Annotated in this window: 13 protein-coding genes; all 13 read right to left on the bottom strand. The window is 59.8% G+C overall.

The genetic code is table 11. The annotated features are described in order from the left end of the window. Positions 1-31: 31 nt before the first annotated feature. Complete coding sequence (gene kdsA, locus UIB01_RS13965) at positions 32-877, bottom strand: 3-deoxy-8-phosphooctulonate synthase (RefSeq protein ID WP_038661615.1); 846 nt, start codon at positions 875-877, stop codon at positions 32-34. Next, positions 874-2,505: a CTP synthase gene (pyrG, locus tag UIB01_RS13970; RefSeq protein ID WP_038661618.1), complete on the bottom strand. Its 1,632-nt coding sequence runs from the start codon at positions 2,503-2,505 to the stop codon at positions 874-876. Before pyrG ends, kdsA begins: the two co-directional genes overlap by 4 nt. Before the next feature lie 168 nt (positions 2,506-2,673). Continuing rightward, a complete protein-coding gene (tilS, locus tag UIB01_RS13975; RefSeq protein ID WP_038661621.1) occupies positions 2,674-3,963 on the bottom strand; it encodes a tRNA lysidine(34) synthetase TilS in 1,290 nt (429 codons plus the stop codon). Between the two features lie 143 nt (positions 3,964-4,106). Continuing rightward, on the bottom strand, positions 4,107-5,057 hold the full coding sequence (locus tag UIB01_RS13980) for an acetyl-CoA carboxylase carboxyltransferase subunit alpha (protein ID WP_014819915.1): 951 nt from the start codon (positions 5,055-5,057) through the stop codon (positions 4,107-4,109). Positions 5,058-5,239: 182 nt separating this feature from the next. Further along, entirely contained in the window at positions 5,240-8,761 is a 3,522-nt protein-coding gene (gene dnaE / locus UIB01_RS13985; RefSeq protein WP_038661625.1) for a DNA polymerase III subunit alpha, read from the bottom strand. Positions 8,762-8,925: 164 nt separating this feature from the next. Then, the gene (gene rnhB, locus UIB01_RS13990) at positions 8,926-9,564 is read right to left on the bottom strand and encodes a ribonuclease HII (protein ID WP_038661628.1); all 639 of its coding nucleotides are present in this window, start codon (positions 9,562-9,564) and stop codon (positions 8,926-8,928) included. After that, positions 9,564-10,697, bottom strand: coding sequence for a lipid-A-disaccharide synthase (lpxB, locus tag UIB01_RS13995; protein WP_038661631.1), 1,134 nt, complete (start codon positions 10,695-10,697; stop codon positions 9,564-9,566). Before lpxB ends, rnhB begins: the two co-directional genes overlap by 1 nt. A gap of 1 nt (position 10,698) precedes the next feature. Then, on the bottom strand, positions 10,699-11,475 hold the full coding sequence (lpxA, locus tag UIB01_RS14000) for an acyl-ACP--UDP-N-acetylglucosamine O-acyltransferase (protein ID WP_038661634.1): 777 nt from the start codon (positions 11,473-11,475) through the stop codon (positions 10,699-10,701). Beyond that, positions 11,472-11,912: a 3-hydroxyacyl-ACP dehydratase FabZ gene (gene fabZ, locus UIB01_RS14005; RefSeq protein WP_038661637.1), complete on the bottom strand. Its 441-nt coding sequence runs from the start codon at positions 11,910-11,912 to the stop codon at positions 11,472-11,474. Before fabZ ends, lpxA begins: the two co-directional genes overlap by 4 nt. Before the next feature lie 100 nt (positions 11,913-12,012). After that, on the bottom strand, positions 12,013-13,071 hold the full coding sequence (gene lpxD, locus UIB01_RS14010; RefSeq protein WP_038661639.1) for a UDP-3-O-(3-hydroxymyristoyl)glucosamine N-acyltransferase: 1,059 nt from the start codon (positions 13,069-13,071) through the stop codon (positions 12,013-12,015). A gap of 1 nt (position 13,072) precedes the next feature. Next, positions 13,073-13,576 carry an OmpH/Skp family outer membrane protein gene (locus UIB01_RS14015; protein ID WP_038661642.1) on the bottom strand — a complete coding sequence of 168 codons (504 nt, stop codon included), beginning with the start codon at positions 13,574-13,576 and terminating at the stop codon, positions 13,073-13,075. A 49-nt stretch (positions 13,577-13,625) separates the two neighbouring features. Beyond that, the gene (gene bamA, locus UIB01_RS14020; RefSeq protein WP_038661646.1) at positions 13,626-15,977 is read right to left on the bottom strand and encodes an outer membrane protein assembly factor BamA; all 2,352 of its coding nucleotides are present in this window, start codon (positions 15,975-15,977) and stop codon (positions 13,626-13,628) included. Positions 15,978-16,046: 69 nt separating this feature from the next. Next, entirely contained in the window at positions 16,047-17,399 is a 1,353-nt protein-coding gene (gene rseP / locus UIB01_RS14025; RefSeq protein WP_038661649.1) for an RIP metalloprotease RseP, read from the bottom strand. Positions 17,400-17,418 lie beyond the last annotated feature (19 nt).

Below are 17,418 nucleotides of genomic sequence, written 5' to 3' on the forward strand. Positions count from 1 at the left end.
TTGTTAACACTCCGTAGATAGCTGCAAGGCTTCAAGCAGTTTCGATTGGCGGGAAATTCTTGACGAGATCATCCAGCTGCTTGAGCTGGGTGAGGAAAGGCTCGAGCTTGTTCAGACGCAAAGCACACGGGCCGTCGCACTTGGCGTTGTCCGGATCGGGGTGCGCTTCGAGGAACAGCCCGGCCAGGCCTTGGGACAGGCCGGCCTTGGCCAGATCGGTCACCTGGGCACGACGACCACCCGCCGAGTCGGCGCGACCACCCGGCATCTGCAGAGCGTGAGTGACATCGAAGAACACCGGGTATTCGAACTGCTTCATGATGCCGAAGCCGAGCATGTCGACTACGAGATTGTTGTAGCCGAAGGAGGAGCCGCGCTCGCAGAGGATCAACTGATCGTTACCGGCTTCTTCGCATTTCTTCAGGATGTGCTTCATTTCCTGCGGCGCGAGGAACTGGGCCTTCTTGATGTTGATCACCGCGCCGGTCTTGGCCATCGCCACTACCAGATCGGTCTGTCGGGAGAGGAAAGCCGGCAGCTGGATGATGTCGCAGACTTCGGCAACCGGCTGCGCCTGCCAGGGCTCGTGCACATCGGTGATGACCGGCACGCCGAAGGTCTTCTTCACTTCCTCGAAGATCTTCATCCCCTCTTCCAGGCCCGGGCCGCGGAACGAGGTGATGGACGAACGATTGGCTTTGTCGAAGCTGGCCTTGAACACGTAGGGAATGCCGAGTTTCTCGGTGACCCGCACGTACTCTTCGCAGGCCTGCATCGCCAGATCACGTGATTCGAGGACGTTGATACCACCGAACAGCACGAACGGCTTGTCGTTGGCGATCTCGATGTTGCCTACGCGGATGGTCTTCTGGCTCATGCCTTGTTCGCCTTGTGTTCCAGCGCCGCCTTGACGAAACCGCTAAACAGCGGATGACCGTCACGCGGCGTAGAGGTGAATTCAGGGTGGAACTGGCAAGCAACGAACCAGGGATGATCCGGCGCCTCGACCACTTCCACCAGCGCGCCGTCACCGGAGCGCCCAGTAATCTTCAGGCCCGCTGCCTGCAGCTGCGGCAACAGCTTATTGTTCACTTCGTAACGATGACGATGGCGTTCGACTATGCGCTCCTGGCCATAGCATTCGAATACCTTGGAACCAGCCTCGAGGCCGCATTCCTGAGCGCCAAGACGCATGGTGCCGCCCAGATCAGAGTTATCACTGCGGGTTTCCACGGCACCGCTGGCGTCTTCCCACTCGGTGATCAGACCAACTACCGGGTGTCCACTGTCCTTGTCGAACTCGGTGGAGTTGGCGTCAGACCAGCCCAAAACGTCACGAGCGAACTCTATGACCGCGACCTGCATACCCAGGCAGATGCCCAGATACGGAATCTTGTTCTCCCGTGCATAACGCACCGTTGCGATCTTGCCCTCGACGCCGCGCAGACCGAAGCCACCCGGCACCAGAATGGCGTCGACATCTTCCAGCAGGCCGGTGCCCTGGTTCTCGATGTCTTCGGAGTCGATATAGCGCAGGTTCACTTTTGTACGGCTCTGGATGCCAGCGTGGCTCATTGCCTCGATCAGAGATTTGTAGGCGTCCAGAAGTTCCATGTACTTGCCGACCATGGCGATGGTCACTTCTTTTTCCGGATGCAGCTTGGCGTCCACCACCCGGTCCCACTCGGAAAGATCGGCACCGCGACACTCAAGGCCGAAACGTTCCACGACGTAGTCATCCAGGCCCTGAGCATGCAGGATGCCCGGGATCTTGTAGATGGTATCGGCGTCCGGCAGGCTGATCACCGCGCGCTCTTCAACGTTGGTGAACAGCGCGATTTTGCGGCGCGAAGAAACATCGATCGCGCGATCGGAGCGGCAGACCAGAACGTCAGGCTGCAGGCCGATGGAGCGCAGCTCCTTCACCGAATGCTGGGTCGGCTTGGTCTTGGTCTCGCCGGCGGTGGCGATGTACGGCACCAGCGTCAGGTGCATCAGCATGGCGCGCTTGGCACCAACTTCCACGCGCAGCTGCCGAATTGCCTCGAGGAACGGCTGCGACTCGATGTCGCCAACGGTGCCGCCGACTTCCACCAGGGCCACGTCGGCGTCGCCGGCGCCCTTGATGATGCGACGCTTGATCTCATCGGTGATGTGCGGAATGACCTGGATGGTCGCGCCCAGATAATCACCCCGACGCTCGCGGCGCAGCACGTCTTCGTAGACGCGACCGGTGGTGAAGTTGTTGTTCTGGGTCATACGGGTGCGGATAAACCGCTCGTAGTGCCCCAGATCGAGATCGGTTTCGGCGCCGTCGTGGGTGACGAACACCTCACCGTGCTGGAACGGGCTCATGGTGCCCGGATCGACGTTGATGTAAGGGTCAAGCTTGAGCATCGTGACCTTCAGGCCCCGCGCCTCCAGGATGGCCGCCAATGAAGCCGAGGCGATGCCTTTCCCCAATGAAGAAACAACACCACCCGTGACGAAGATGTAGCGCGTCATGAAAAACCCTAGAAGTCTGCGTTAAGCGGCTGGCGCCGCCGGGGGAAAGCGAAGGTGCCATTGCTCGAGTGCGGCAATAGCGCAACTGCCACGGATTCGAAGAAACCGCAGAAGCTGTATTGAGACGGGAGCGTAGTCTACCGGAAAGCCCTTATCAGCTCAAACCACTTAGAACTCCGGAACGCACCAATAAAGTGCAAAGCCGCCCTCGCTAAGTTGCGGCAGATTGGCCACCGCGATCAGCTCGTCATCGCGATATAGCAATGGCAGCCTCCCACGGACGAGCGCCGGCACGCCGGCCTCGTTCAGCAAGCGCTTGAGATCACGCCGACCGCGGCCCGGCACAAGCAGCACCTCGCCACCGCGCCGATAGCGGATCTGGAGTTTACCGGCAGGCGGCGCACCCTCCCCTCGAAGCGTGCCATTGCCTGGAAGCACTAGGCCTGTAGACGGATCCGACCAGTCGATCGGCTCGAAACCCGGCTCAAGCCAGCCGTTGGGTAGCCACCATATGCGATCCCCACTGCGCTGCAGCTCGCCCCCCACTAAACGCCATCGTGGCGTGGCATCTGGCCTCGCATCCAGTAGCGACGCCCAGCCAGCCCAGTGATTTTCATCCGGCGCCAGCGTGAAGTCAGCCAGCCAATGACGTAACGCGTTGCGCTGACGAGCCGGCGTCAGCGATCGCAACGGCGATAGCGCAAGGCTGGGCAGTCGCAGCCATTCGAAATCGCTGGCGGTGTTCGCGGCGGAGAGATCCTGTTGCGCCAGCTCGTCCAGCAGCTGCTGCGCTTCGGCCATATGGGCCGCGGCTCGAGCCATACTCGAAACCGTCTGCGGCCAGCGCTGTTGCAACAGCGGCATGACCTCACGGCGCAGAAAATTGCGCGAGTAATCGTGATTCCGATTGCTCGGATCTTCCACCCAACGCAATGCGTTGCGCCGGGCATAGGCCTCGATTTCGGCGCGCGATGCGCCGAGCAGCGGTCTTACCAGCCTGCCCAGACCTAATGGCCGCTCCACAGGCATCGCCGCCAGGCCTCGCACGCCAGCCCCTCGGAGCAGACGAAACAGCACCGTTTCGGCCTGATCGTCACGATGCTGACCTGTCAGAAGCACTTCGTCCTCCCCCAAGCAGGCAGAGAACGCTTCATAGCGAGCCTCGCGCGCCGCACGCTCCAGGCTTGCGCCGGGCGCGACCTTCACGCGAACCACTTGCAGGGGAACGTCTAAACCGTCACAGACTGCCTGACAGTGTGCCGGCCAATCATCACCGGCCGGTTGCAGGCCATGATGCACATGGATTGCGCGTACAGGGGGTAGCTCATGCTGGTCAGCAAGCCGTGCCAGCAAATGCAACAGGACGGTCGAATCGAGGCCACCAGAGAACGCCACCCACCATGCCGGTGAACCACGCCAAGGTGCGAGAGCTGAAAGCAGAAGAGAATCGAGGGACATACGGGCGCTTCGATGACCGGCGTTGACGGCAAGCATAAAGCCCGGCAGCAGAAGCAGCGATAGGACGCGGGGAGATGACCCCAAATGGCTTTCGCGTCTCGATTCCGAAGCAGCGAAATCGAGACGCGAATCAGGCGTGACGGTCAGGCGATACCGTAGCTCATCAGACGCTCATAACGACGCGCGAGCAACGCATCGGTATCCAGCGACTTGAGCATATGCAGCTGGCTGTTGAGCTGCTCGCGCATGGCAGCGGCCATCACGGCCGGATTGCGATGGGCGCCGCCCAGCGGCTCGGGGATTACCTTGTCGACGATACCCAGATCCTTGAGGCGCTCAGCGGTCACACCCATGGCCTCGGCCGCTTCAGGCGCCTTCTCGGCTGTGCGCCAGAGAATCGAGGCACAGCCTTCCGGCGAAATTACCGCATAGGTGGAGTACTGCAGCATGTTCAGTTGGTCGCAAACGCCAATGGCCAGTGCGCCACCAGAACCGCCCTCACCAATCACGGTAGCGATGATCGGAGTCTTCAGGCGTGCCATGACGCGCAGGTTCCAGGCGATAGCCTCGCTCTGGTTGCGCTCTTCGGCATCAATGCCCGGATAGGCGCCTGGGGTGTCGATGAAGGTCAGGATCGGCATCTTGAAGCGCTCGGCCATCTCCATCAGACGGCAGGCCTTGCGGTAACCCTCGGGGCGCGGCATGCCGAAATTACGGCGAACCTTCTCGCGCACCTCACGCCCCTTCTGATGACCGATGATCATCACCGGCTGACCGTCCAGACGCGCAGTACCGCCAACGATAGCGGCGTCATCCGAGAAGTGGCGGTCACCGTGCAACTCTTCGAACTCGGTGAACAGGTGATTGATGTAATCGAGGGTGTACGGCCGCTGCGGGTGGCGGGCCAGGCGAGCGATCTGCCAGCTGGTCAGGTTGCCGAAGATGCTTTCGGTGAGCGATTCGCTCTTGTCCTGCAGGCGGGCAATCTCATCGCCGATGTTCAGCGAGTTGTCGTTACCAACCAGGCGCAATTCTTCGATCTTGGCTTGCAGGTCGGCGATCGGCTGTTCGAAATCCAGGAAATTCGGGTTCATAGGCATCCGTCATGCGTCGACGGCCAGGCGGCCGGGAGGCTGTTCCGTTTTTTGCGCCTTACCTTACGGGAGAGGCGCATTCAGGTCGAACAAAAATTGTTCTGAACCATGACCCGGTCAACACCGGGCCGTCGGGCCTAGCTCGGAAAGCGCGCGTCGGCGGCTTTTCGGGCGTCCGCCCTCTATCGGTATTGCAGAAAGACGTTGTCGCGTCCGAACTGGTCACGCAATGCCTGAATCAAGTTGTCGGCCGGGTCGATCCGCCAGGCTTCACCGAATTGCAGCAAGGCCCGCGCATCACGACCGGTGTACTCGAGCGTGATCGGACACGCACCGCGATGGCGGCCGCAAACCTCGGCCAGCCAGCGCATGCGCTCACCCTTCAGGGCTTCACCAGCAACTTTCACCCGCAGGCTCTCGGCCAGCCCGGTACGCGCCTCCTCCAGGCTCATCACCCGTTTGGCACGCAAGCGCAGGCCGCCGGAAAAGTCATCATTGCTGACTTCACCCTCCACCACCACCAGCGCATCGGTCTGTAGCAGGGCCTGGGCGGTGTTGAACGCCTCAGCGAACAGCGAAGCTTCGATGCGCCCGGAGCGGTCGTCCAGAGTGATGAAACCCATCTTGTCGCCCTTCTTGTTCTTCATCACCCGCAGGTTGACGATCAGACCGGCAATGGTCTGCTCACCTCTCGCCGGGCGCAGATCAATGATACGTTGGCGGGCAAAGCGCCTAACTTCACCTTCGTATTCATCGATCGGATGGCCGGTCAGATAAAGCCCAAGCGTGTCCTTCTCACCCTTTAGACGCTCCTTGAGCGACAGCTCACGCGCGTTGCGGTGGTTGGCGTAGACGTCCGCCTCAGGTTCGGCGAACAAACCGCCAAACAGGTCCATATGGCCACTTTCAGCACTGCGGGCCGTTTGTTCAGCAGCCTGCACCGCTTCCTCCATGGCCGCCAGCAACACTGCGCGATTGCGGTCAATGTTAGCCTGGTACGCCTTGGCTTCTTCGAAGAAGTACGGACCCAGACGATCCAGCGCACCGGAGCGGATCAGCGCCTCGAGGGTACGCTTGTTGATCCGCTTCAGGTCGATCCGCGCGCAAAAGTCGAACAGATCCTTGAATGGCCCACCCTCGGCTCGGCATTCGGCGATGGCCTCCACCGGCCCTTCGCCGACCCCCTTGACCGCGCCAAGCCCGTAGACGATCCGGCCGTCATCATTGACGGTGAACTTGAATTCGGAAACGTTCACGTCAGGTGGATCGATGCGCAGCTTCATGCTGCGGCATTCCTCGATGAGGATCACCACCTTGTCCGTGTTGTGCATATCCGCCGAAAGCACGGCAGCCATGAACGGCGACGGGTAATGCGCCTTGAGCCAGGCCGTCTGATAGGAAACCAGGCCGTAGGCCGCCGAGTGAGACTTGTTGAAACCGTAACCGGCAAACTTCTCTACCAGGTCGAAGATGTTGCCTGACAGCTCTTTGTCGATGCCATTGTTGGAGCAGCCTTCGATGAAACCACCGCGCTGCTTGGCCATTTCCTCAGGCTTCTTCTTACCCATGGCGCGACGCAACATGTCTGCGCCGCCGAGGGTATAACCTGCCATCACCTGGGCGATCTGCATCACCTGTTCCTGATACAGGATGATGCCGTAGGTGGGCTTGAGCACTGGCTCAAGGCCTGCGTACTGGTAGTCCGGGTGCGGGTAGGAGACTTCGGCACGACCGTGCTTGCGGTTGATGAAGTCATCGACCATGCCCGACTGCAGCGGACCTGGACGGAACAGCGCCACCAATGCGATGAGATCTTCCAGGCAGTCGGGTTTGAGCTTCTTGATCAGCTCCTTCATGCCGCGCGATTCGAGCTGGAATACCGCGGTGGTTTCGGCCTTCTGCAGCAACTGGTAGGTCGGTTTGTCATCCAGCGGGATGAAGTCGATGTTGATCGGCTCCAGACCTTTCTTGGCCTGCTCCCGATTGATCGTCTCCAGCGCCCACTTAATGATGGTCAGCGTGCGCAGACCGAGGAAGTCGAACTTCACCAAGCCAGCCTGCTCGACGTCGTCCTTGTCGAACTGGGTTACCAGGCCGCCGCCCTCCTCGTCACAGGCGATCGGCGCGAAGTCGGTCAGCTTGGTCGGTGCGATGACCACACCACCGGCGTGCTTGCCGGTACCGCGGGTGATGCCCTCGAGCTTGAGCGCCATTTCCCAGATTTCCCGGGCGTCCTCGTCGACGGAGAGGAAGTCGCGCAGTGGCTCCTCCATCTCGTAGGCTTTTTCCAGCGTCATGCCAACTTCGAACGGAATCATCTTCGAAAGCCGGTCGGCCAGGCCGTAGGACTTGCCCTGCACCCGCGCCACGTCACGCACCACAGCCTTGGCCGCCATGGTGCCGAAGGTGATGATCTGGCTAACCGCGTTGCGGCCATACGCCTCGGCCACGTAATCGATCACCCGGTCACGGCCATCCATGCAGAAGTCGACGTCGAAGTCGGGCATGGAAATACGTTCGGGGTTGAGGAAACGCTCGAACAGCAGATCGTAGGCCAGCGGGTCGAGATCGGTGATCTTCAGCACGTAGGCCACCAGCGAACCGGCACCCGAGCCACGGCCCGGGCCGACCGGCACGCCGTTGTTCTTCGCCCACTTGATGAAGTCCATGACGATCAGGAAGTAGCCGGGGAAGCCCATCTGGATAATCGTGCCCAGTTCGAACTCGAGGCGGTCGATATAGACCTGCTTCTTTGCCTCGTAGTCAGGCGTGTCCTTGGGTAGCAGTACCTCGAGGCGTTCTTCCAGCCCCTCGAACGACACCTGGCGCAGGTAGTCGTCGATGGTCATGCCCTCGGGCACAGGGAAGTTCGGCAGGAAGTAGGTACCCAGCTGCACTTCGATGTTGCAGCGCTTGGCGATCTCGACGGTGTTTTCCAGCGCCTCGGGGAGGTCGGCGAACAGCTCCGCCATCTCTTCCGGCGTTTTCAGATACTGCTGATCGGAGTAAGTGCGCGGCCGCCGCGGATCGTCCAGGGTGCGGCCTTCGCCGATGCATACGCGGGTCTCGTGCGCCTCGAAATCCTCTTGCTTGAGGAAGCGCACGTCGTTGGTCGCCACCAGCGGCGTACCGCTGCGCTCGGCGAGCGCGACTGCCGCATGCAGATACTCTTCATCGTTGACCCGGCTGGTGCGCTGGACTTCCAGATAAAAGCGATCGGCAAATACGTCACGCCACTCGGTCAGGCGCGATTCGGCCAGCGCTTCATCGCCATTGAGCAATGCCTGGCCAACCTCCCCTTCCCGGGCACCTGACAACGCGATCAAGCCTTCGGCCGCCTGCTTGACCCAATCGCGCTCGATGATCACCAGGTCGTTGCGCTGGCCCTCGGTCCAGCCGCGAGAAATCAGCTCGGTGAGATTGCGATAACCCTTTGGATTCATCGCCAACAGCGTCAAACGGCTGAGCGGCCCGTCCTCGTCGCAGCTGGCCATCCAGATATCCGCGCCACAAATTGGCTTGATACCGGCACCCTGTGCGGCTTTGTAGAACTTCACCAGCGAGCACATGTTGCTCATGTCGGTTACCGCCACGGCCGGCATTCCACCTGCCGCCACTGCCTTGATCAGCGGCTTGACCCGGACCAGCCCATCGACCAGCGAGTACTCGGTGTGCAGACGTAGATGGACGAAGGAAACAGGCATGAACAGACCTTGCACTGGCAAAACGACGAGCGCGCGATTGTACCGGAAAGCACGGAGCCGCTGGGGACTAGAGGAGAGGCATCAAGCAGTAAAGCGCGCACCCACGGCGACGCCAAAACGCAGGAACTGCGAGCACGGAGCGCGGATCGTCGCCCTGACCAGGGCTAGACCAACAGAGCGCTAGCCGAAACCTCGATCGCAATGCCTGTTTGCTCGAGCATCGCACGAACGGGAGCAAACGAACGACGATGAATGGGCGTTGGTCCGAGTCGACGAAGTGCTTCCAGATGACTAGGGGTTGGATAGCCTTTGTGTCCGGCCAGGCCGTAACCTGGATAGCAGAGGTCGAGCGCCTGCATTTCGCGGTCACGACTGACCTTGGCAAGTATGGACGCAGCAGCGATCGCCGGCACCTGGCCGTCGCCCTGAATCACCGGAGCACTGGGCACGCTAAGCTGCGGACAGCGGTTACCATCGATCAACGCCAGCCGCGGGGTGACGCTCAGCCCCTCTACCGCGCGCTGCATGGCAAGCATTGTCGCGTGAAGAATATTGAGCTGATCGATCTCTTCAACCTCGGCGCGGGCAATGCACCAGGCTACGGCTTTCTCGCATATCTCATCGAATAGCGCCTCTCGACGGGCTTCGCTCAGCTTCTTCGAGTCGTTGAGCCCCTTGATCGGACGCGCCGGATCGAGGATCACAGCTGCCGTCACAACAGGACCACACAGCGGCCCACGCCCAACCTCGTCAACGCCGGCAACCAGCTCTTCAACCAGACCGAAATCGAGCCCGAACTGCATCAGCGCACTCCAACTAGGCGCAGCACGGCGTCGGCTGCCTGACTCGAGGCATCGCAGCGCAAGGTGCGGTGGATACTGTCAAAACCTTCGGTCTGCACATCGCCATCGTCTAGCAAAGGCGACAGCGCCTGGGCCAGAGCCTCGGGCGTCGCAGCATCCTGCAGCAACTCTGGGACTAACAAACGTTGAGCCAGCAGGTTGGGAAGCGCGACATAGGGGCTCTTCACCAGCCGACGGAGGATGCGGTAGGTCATAGGCGCCACGCTGTAGGCCACCACCATCGGCCGCTTGAATAGCAGCGCCTCGAGCGTTGCCGTACCGGAGGCGATCAGCACCGCATTACAGGCAGCCAACGCATCATGGGATCGACCATCGAGCAGAGTCAGCGGCAGATCACGCCCCGCCAGCATCTGCTCCAGTTGCAGCCGTCGCTCGGGGCTGGCACAAGGCATGACAAAGCGAATTCCAGGGCGCATGGCGCGTAACCGTTCCGCGGCGCAAAGGAACAGATCGCCCAACCGAGCAACCTCGCCCCCCCTGCTGCCTGGCATCAGCGCGACGATCAAGCCATCCGATGGCAACCCAAGCGCTTGCCGTGCAGCGACGCGATCAGCACAAAGCGGAATGGAATCCGCCAGCGGATGACCAACGAACCGAACCGGCACCCGATGCTCGTCGTAGAACTTGGCTTCAAACGGAAACAGCGTAAGCATCAGATCGCAGGCTTCTCGGATCTTCAGCACCCGTTTCTGCCGCCAGGCCCAGACTGAAGGACTGACGTAATGCACGGTCTTGATCCCAGCGCGGCGCAGCTTGAGCTCCAGGCCAAGATTGAAATCGGGCGCATCAATGCCGATGAATACATCCGGACGAAGCTCGGTCAGCGTCTTGACCAGGCGCTTACGTCGCGCGAGCAGCTCCGGCAGACGGCCGAGTACCTCGACCAGCCCCATCACGGCCAGACGCTCGAGAGGGAAGTAAGGCTGCAGCCCTTCGGCCTGCATCAGCGGCCCACCAACACCCACGAACTCGACGTTCCCATGCTGGACCTTCAGCGCCTGCATCAACCCAGCGCCGAGGATGTCTCCCGAGGACTCGCCAGCGACCAGGGCAACCCTGAGCGGTCGGTTCATTTCAGCGGGTGATGCCACGGGTAGAAGCCTGGATGGAATCGCGGAAGATTGCGACCTCCGGAAACGCCGCCGCACTGTCGGCCAGCTCGGTGAGCGCAGCCTCCACCGTCAGGCCCTTGCGATAAACGATCTTGTAGGCGTTGCGCAGGGCGTGTACGGCCTCGGCACTGAAGCCACGTCGGCGCATGCCTTCGAAATTCATACTGCGGGCTTCGGCAGGGTTGCCAAAAACGGTGACGAACGCCGGCACATCCTTGCCAATCGCAGTGCCCATTCCGGAGAAGCTATGGGCGCCGATATGACAGAACTGATGCACCAGGGTGTAACCGGAAAGAATCGCCCAGTCACCTACATGTACATGACCGGCTAACGCGGTGTTGTTGACCAGGATGCAATGGTTTGCGATCACGCTGTCGTGACCGATATGCGCATAGGCCATGATCAGGTTGTGATCGCCGATGGTGGTTTCGGAGCGATCCTGAACGGTGCCACGATGGATGGTGACTCCTTCGCGGATCACGTTGTGATCGCCAATCACCAGGCGCGTCGGTTCGCCCTTGTACTTCAGGTCTGGTGTGTCTTCGCCGACCGAGGAAAACTGGTAGATGCGATTGTGCCGGCCAATGCGAGTCGGGCCTTTAATGACCACATGCGATGCGATCACCGTACCCTCGCCAATCTCGACATCCGCACCAATGATCGACCAGGGCCCTACCTGGACGTCATCCGCCAGCCGGGCCGCAGGGTCGATGATGGCACGAGGGTCGATCAAACTCATATCTTCTGTTCCGCGCAAATGATTTCGGCCGAGCAGACCGGCTTGCCATCGACCGTTGCACGGCAATCGAATTTCCAAATGCCTCGCTTGACGCTCAGGAAGGTTGCCTCGAGAACCAACTGATCGCCCGGACGAACCGGCTGACGGAAGCGCAGCTTGTCGGAACCAACGAAATAGTAAAGCGTGCCATCGGACGGTTTGACACCCATCATCTTGAAGCCAAGCAGTCCCGCGGCCTGTGCCATGGCTTCAATGATCAGCACGCCAGGCATGATCGGGTGCTGAGGAAAATGCCCATTGAAGAACGGCTCGTTGATGGTCACGTTCTTGTAGGCACGAACGCGCTTAGCCTCGACGTCCATCTCCGTTACACGATCCACCAACAGGAACGGGTAGCGGTGAGGCAAATATTCGCGAATCTCGTTGATATCCATCATGTCAGGAAAGAGCCTGTAAAAAAGTATAGGGCAGCCTGCGCTGAAGCCTCGCGCGAGCACTGACAGGCAGTAACCCCGAAAAAAGGATCAGACTGTAAGCTCAGGCATCAGAAGCCGGATTCTGCGCCTGAGTCACGGCGGCCAGGCTTTTCTCCAACTGTTGCAGCCGGCGGGCCATGTCGTCCAGCTGACGAATTCGTGCCGCGCTCTTTCTCCAGTCGGCTGCATTTTGCATCGCCGTGCCGGAGGAATAGCTACCAGGTTCAGTAATGGAACGGGTGACCATGGTCATTCCCGTCACGAACACGTTGTCGCAGACCTCGATGTGCCCCACCATGCCGACGCCGCCGGCGATCATGCAGTTGCGTCCGATCTTGGTGCTGCCGGAGATGCCGGCGCAACCCGCCATTGCGGTGTTATCGCCCACCTGTACGTTGTGCGCGATCATGATCTGGTTATCTAGCTTCACGCCATTACCGATCACCGTATCGGAGAGTGCACCGCGATCGATGGTGGTATTGGAGCCAATCTCGACGTCATCACCGATACGCACGCCACCGATCTGCGCGATCTTTTGCCAGGCACCTTTTTCCTTGGCGAAACCGAACCCTTCACCGCCAATCACCGCGCCTGACTGGATCACCACACGCTTGCCGATCAGCACATCGTGATAGAGCGTGACCCGCGGAGCCAGTCGCCCGCCTTCGCCGATCCGACTGCGCGCACCGACGAACGATTGCGCGCCGACAACCACATCTGCTTCGACGGTTGCGCCCGACTCGATCACCACGTACGGACCGATGCTAGCTGAGGGATGAACGTGCGCATCTGGCGCCACCAGCGCGGAGGGATGAATACCGCTAGCCGTCTGCGGACGGGTTTCAAACAGGTGCGACGCGCGTGCGTAGGCGAGATAGGGATCGCTGACGATGATCGCCGCGCCCGGGTAGCCCTGCGCATCATCGGACGAAAGCAATACCGCGCCCGCCCGAGTAGAAGCCAGGTACTTGCGATACTGGGTGTTGGCCAGAAAGCTCAGCTGCGACGGACCCGCTTCCTGCAACGTCGCGAGCCCACCGATAATAAGAGCTGCATCGCCGCGCAGGCTGCCATCCAGCTCCTCGGCCAGCTGACCGAGCGTAAAGACTGCGCCTGACATATCAGCGCATCTGGTTCATGCGCTCGATGACCTGGCGGGTGATATCGAACTGAGGTTTGACATCCACCACCGCGCCGCGCTCGAACACCAGATCGTAGTTGCCTTTCTTGATGACTTCTTCCACCGCCTGGTCCAGCTTTGGCTTGAGCTGCTTGAGCATTTCGCGATCAGCCACAGCCTTGGACTCGTTCAGTTCCTTGGACTGGAACTGGAAGTCGCGGGCCTTTTGCTTGAATTCGAGTTCCAGACGCTCACGCTCAGCCTGCTGCATCTTGTCGCCATCCTTGACCAGGCGGTCCTGGATACGCTTGGCATCACTTTCCAGCGTCTTCAGCTTGCTCAGCTGGGGCCCGAATTTCTTCTCGGCATCGACCGCATAGCGCTTGGCAGCGTCGGACTCGAGCAGCGCCATCTGATAGTTCATGACGGCAATCTTCATCTCAGCAAACGCAGGGGTCGCTACCAGCGCGGCAACGACGAGAAACAGTTGAGTCAACTTACGCACGGTAAACACCACTCCTGAAAAGAAAACATTGCAGCATCACGCCGCAATGTCAGAACGTTTGTCCCAGCGAGAACTGGAATACCTGGGTATCGGCGTCGTCAGGCTTGACCACCGGCATCGCCAGACTAAAGCTCAACGGGCCCATCGCAGTAATCCAGGTCAAGCCGACACCAACCGAACTGGCCATGTCGCCGAAATCGATATCGCTGCAATTGGCTGCACCTGACGGGCAATTGGTATTGAACACGTTACCAACGTCCCAGAATACAGAGGTCCGCAACGAGCGCTGATCCTTGACGAACGGCATAGGAAACAGCACTTCGAGACCGCCCTGTATCAGCACGTTACCACCGAACGGCAACGGATCTTGATCCGGATCGGCAATAGTTCCCGGGCGCGAGCCATCGCTCGGAGTGCTGCGCGGGCCCAGGCTACTGTCTTCGAAACCACGCACGGAATTGAATCCACCTGCGTAGTAATGCTCGTAGAACGGCAAGCTTGAAGTCGAACCATAAGCATCGCCATATCCCAGACGCGTATGCATACGCAGGGTGTAGTCCTTGCTCATCGGCACGAACAACTGACCGTTATAGTCGAGTTTATAGAACGATAGATCACTACCTGGAATGGTGGTCTCGAAGACCAGACTCTGGGAATGGCCTCGTGTCGCCAGCACGCCCCGATTGAGGGTAGATTCCGACCAGCCGACGGACGCTTTGAAGTTAAGGAAGCTGTCGCCCTCCTCCTCCATGAAATCGAAGATCTCATCCACGGTATAGCGGCCGGTGTCTAGATCATCCTGCTGTACAGTCAGGCCGAAGGACAGGCGCGAGGTTTCGCTAATCGGGTAACCGATGTTGACGCCGCCACCCAGACTGTCCACCGAGTAGCTGGAGACGTCATAGTCCAGCTCGTCATAGTCGGTAGTCCGATAGAAAGCGTTGTAGCCAAGGCTGACGCCATCTTCGGTCCAGTAGGGGTCCACGAAGCCGAAGTTGTAGCGCGACTGGTACTCACTGCGGGTCAGACCGAGCGACACACGGTTACCGGTACCGAGGAAGTTATTCTGGCTGATCGAGCCGCCGAGGATCAGGCCGGCGTTCTGGGCGAAGCCGATGCTGGCCATGATCGAACCGGACGGCTGCTCCTCGACGCTGTAGTTGACGTCGATCTGATCATCTGTGCCCGGGACCTGCGGCGTTTCAACGTTCACTTCCTTGAAAAAGCCGAGACGCTCAAGGCGAGTCTTGGACTGGTCGATCAGATAAGTCGAAGCCCAACCGCCTTCCATCTGGCGCATCTCGCGGCGCAGCACTTCGTCTTCGGTCTTGGTATTACCACGGAAATTGATACGGTTGACATAAGCACGCTTGCCAGGATCGACGACAAAGGTGATGGAAACCGTGTTGTCTTCGTCGTGGGCCTCTGGAACGCCGTTGACGTTGGCGAAGGTATAACCTTCATTACCCAACCGCCGGGTGATCAACTCGGAAGTTGTCGTCATCACCTTGCGCGAGAAGACCTGCCCTTCCTTGGCCAGCAGCAGCGCTTCGATCTCCTCCTGCGGAACCTTTAGGTCACCGCTGAGCTTGACGTCGCGAACCGTGTAGCGCTCGCCTTCGTCGATGTTCACCGTGACATAGACATGCTTCTTGTCAGGCGTAATGGACACCTGGGTCGAAGTGATATCCATGTTGATGTAGCCGCGATCCAGGTAATAGGAACGCAGACGCTCCAGGTCACCGGACAGCTTTTCACGGGCGTACTTGTCATCGTTACGGAAGAAGGAGAGCCAATTGGTGGTCTTCAGCTCGAACAGATCGACCAAGTCTTCGTCGGCAAACACCGAATTGCCGACGATGTTGACGTGCTTGATGGCCGCGACCGAGCCTTCGTTGATCTTGATCTTCAGCGCGACACGATTGCGCGGCTGTGCAACGACTTCGGTCTCGATGGTCGCCGAGTAACGGCCCTGCGCAACATACTGGCGCTGCAACTCATTACGTACGCCTTCGAGCGTGGCACGTTGGAAAATTTCCCCTTCGGCCAAGCCGGACTGCTGCAAGCCTGACAGCAGATCTTCGGTCTTGATTGCCTTGTTGCCTTCGATCTCGATGCCGGAGATGGACGGGCGCTCGACTACGCTGATGACCAGCACATCGCCATCTCGACCGAGCTGGATATCCTGAAAGAAACCGGTTCGAAAAAGCGCACGGGTTGCATCGACCAGACGGGTGTCATCGGCCGCCTCACCCACGTTCAGAGGTAATGCGCCGAACACGCTGCCAGCGGAAACCCGTTGCAGGCCGTTAACCCGGATATCGGAGATAGTGAAGGACTCAGCGTGAACTTCGGCAATCATCAATGCGGAGATAACCGCAGGTAGCAGCAGACGTTTCATGAAGTCCTTTCTTATTCAAACCTGATAAATGAACCGGCAATTCGGCACGGCGACACTACGGATTCGGCGTTACAGACGGCCAAGGTCATTGACCAGCGCAAGCAGCATCACCCCTACCACCAGGCTGATGCCGATCTGTACTCCCCATCCCTGCACCCGCTCCGAAAGAGGACGTCCACGGACCCACTCGACGAGATAGAAGAGCAGATGACCGCCATCGAGCACTGGGATAGGCAATAGATTGAGAACCCCCAGACTTATGCTCAGATAGGCGAGGAAATTGAGGAAATCCCCCAGCCCCGACTGGGCAGAAGCGCCCGCCACTTTAGCAATGGTTATCGGACCGCTCAAGTTTTTTACCGAGAGCTCACCGAACAGCATTTTCTTCAGCGAATCCAGCGTCAGCAGGCTCATGGTCCAAGTGCGTCTTGCACCTTCGACTACAGCCTCGAGGGGGCCGAAACGGACTTCCCGCAGCATTTCCGCCGGCCATTCTCCGCCTGCGACACCAGCTCCGAGATAACCACGGCGCGCATCACCTTCACCGCGAGCAGCCAACGTCAGCGGCATATCCAGACGCTGGCCGTCACGTTCCACCTGCAACGAAACCGGTTCACCGGGCAGCACCTTGACCGCGTCGATTACCTGCTGCCAGTCATCCAGAGGTCGCTGATTGAGGCTCAGCAAACGATCACCAAGGCGAATGCCCGCCGCCTGCGCTGGTCCTTCGGGGTCCAGCTGAGCAACTATCGGGGCAATTTGCGGTCGCCAAGGCCTGATGCCGAGCGAGGTGATCGGATCGGGCTCCTCCACCCCCTTTAGCCAGCTCTGCAGCGGAAGCTGCAGATGGCGCTCAGCGGTGCTACCCATTTCGCGCACCGTCAGATCGAGCTGACCGCTTTCTCCCAAGCGACGAACCAGCTGCAGATTAACGTCGCCCCAACCACTGACTGCTTTACCGTTAACCGCAACGATCTCCTGATCGACCGCCAAGCCTGCTTGAGCAGCAAGACTGCCTGGCTCGACAGCACCAACTACCGGCCTGACCTGCTCGCTTCCGAGCATCGCCAGCAACCAAAAGAACACCATCGCCAGAAGAAAGTTGGCCAACGGACCGGCCGAGACGATGGCGAAGCGTTGCCGGACGGTCTTGCGATTGAACGCGCCATCGAGCATAGCGGGCGGTACGTCCCCCTCCCGCTCGTCGAGCATCTTGACATAGCCGCCCAGCGGTATCGCAGCGATGACGAACTCGGTGCCCTGTCGGTCATGCCAGCGAACCAGTGGAGTGCCAAAACCAACGGAGAATCGCAGCACCTTGACACCGCAGCGCCGTGCAACCCAGAAGTGACCGAATTCGTGGAAGGTCACCAGCACTCCGAGCGCAACAAGAGTGCCAATGATCATGTAGAGCGCGCCCATACTTCCCTCCGGGATTGGG

Origin of the sequence: Stutzerimonas decontaminans (assembly GCF_000661915.1) — a bacterium.
Classification (GTDB): Bacteria; Pseudomonadota; Gammaproteobacteria; order Pseudomonadales; family Pseudomonadaceae; genus Stutzerimonas; species Stutzerimonas decontaminans.

Bases quoted from the DNA above. Each gene is read 5' to 3' on its own strand.
- UIB01_RS13980 (WP_014819915.1), bottom strand. From the start codon at position 5,057: ATGAACCCGAATTTCCTGGATTTCGAACAGCCGATCGCCGACCTGCAA.
- rseP (WP_038661649.1), bottom strand. From the start codon at position 17,399: ATGGGCGCGCTCTACATGATCATTGGCACTCTTGTTGCGCTCGGAGTG.
- bamA (WP_038661646.1), bottom strand. From the start codon at position 15,977: ATGAAACGTCTGCTGCTACCTGCGGTTATCTCCGCATTGATGATTGCC.
- kdsA (WP_038661615.1), bottom strand. From the start codon at position 877: ATGAGCCAGAAGACCATCCGCGTAGGCAACATCGAGATCGCCAACGAC.
- fabZ (WP_038661637.1), bottom strand. From the start codon at position 11,912: ATGATGGATATCAACGAGATTCGCGAATATTTGCCTCACCGCTACCCG.
- lpxA (WP_038661634.1), bottom strand. From the start codon at position 11,475: ATGAGTTTGATCGACCCTCGTGCCATCATCGACCCTGCGGCCCGGCTG.
- dnaE (WP_038661625.1), bottom strand. From the start codon at position 8,761: ATGCCTGTTTCCTTCGTCCATCTACGTCTGCACACCGAGTACTCGCTG.
- tilS (WP_038661621.1), bottom strand. From the start codon at position 3,963: ATGTCCCTCGATTCTCTTCTGCTTTCAGCTCTCGCACCTTGGCGTGGT.
- lpxD (WP_038661639.1), bottom strand. From the start codon at position 13,071: ATGTCAGGCGCAGTCTTTACGCTCGGTCAGCTGGCCGAGGAGCTGGAT.
- pyrG (WP_038661618.1), bottom strand. From the start codon at position 2,505: ATGACGCGCTACATCTTCGTCACGGGTGGTGTTGTTTCTTCATTGGGG.
- rnhB (WP_038661628.1), bottom strand. From the start codon at position 9,564: ATGCAGTTCGGGCTCGATTTCGGTCTGGTTGAAGAGCTGGTTGCCGGC.
- lpxB (WP_038661631.1), bottom strand. From the start codon at position 10,697: ATGAACCGACCGCTCAGGGTTGCCCTGGTCGCTGGCGAGTCCTCGGGA.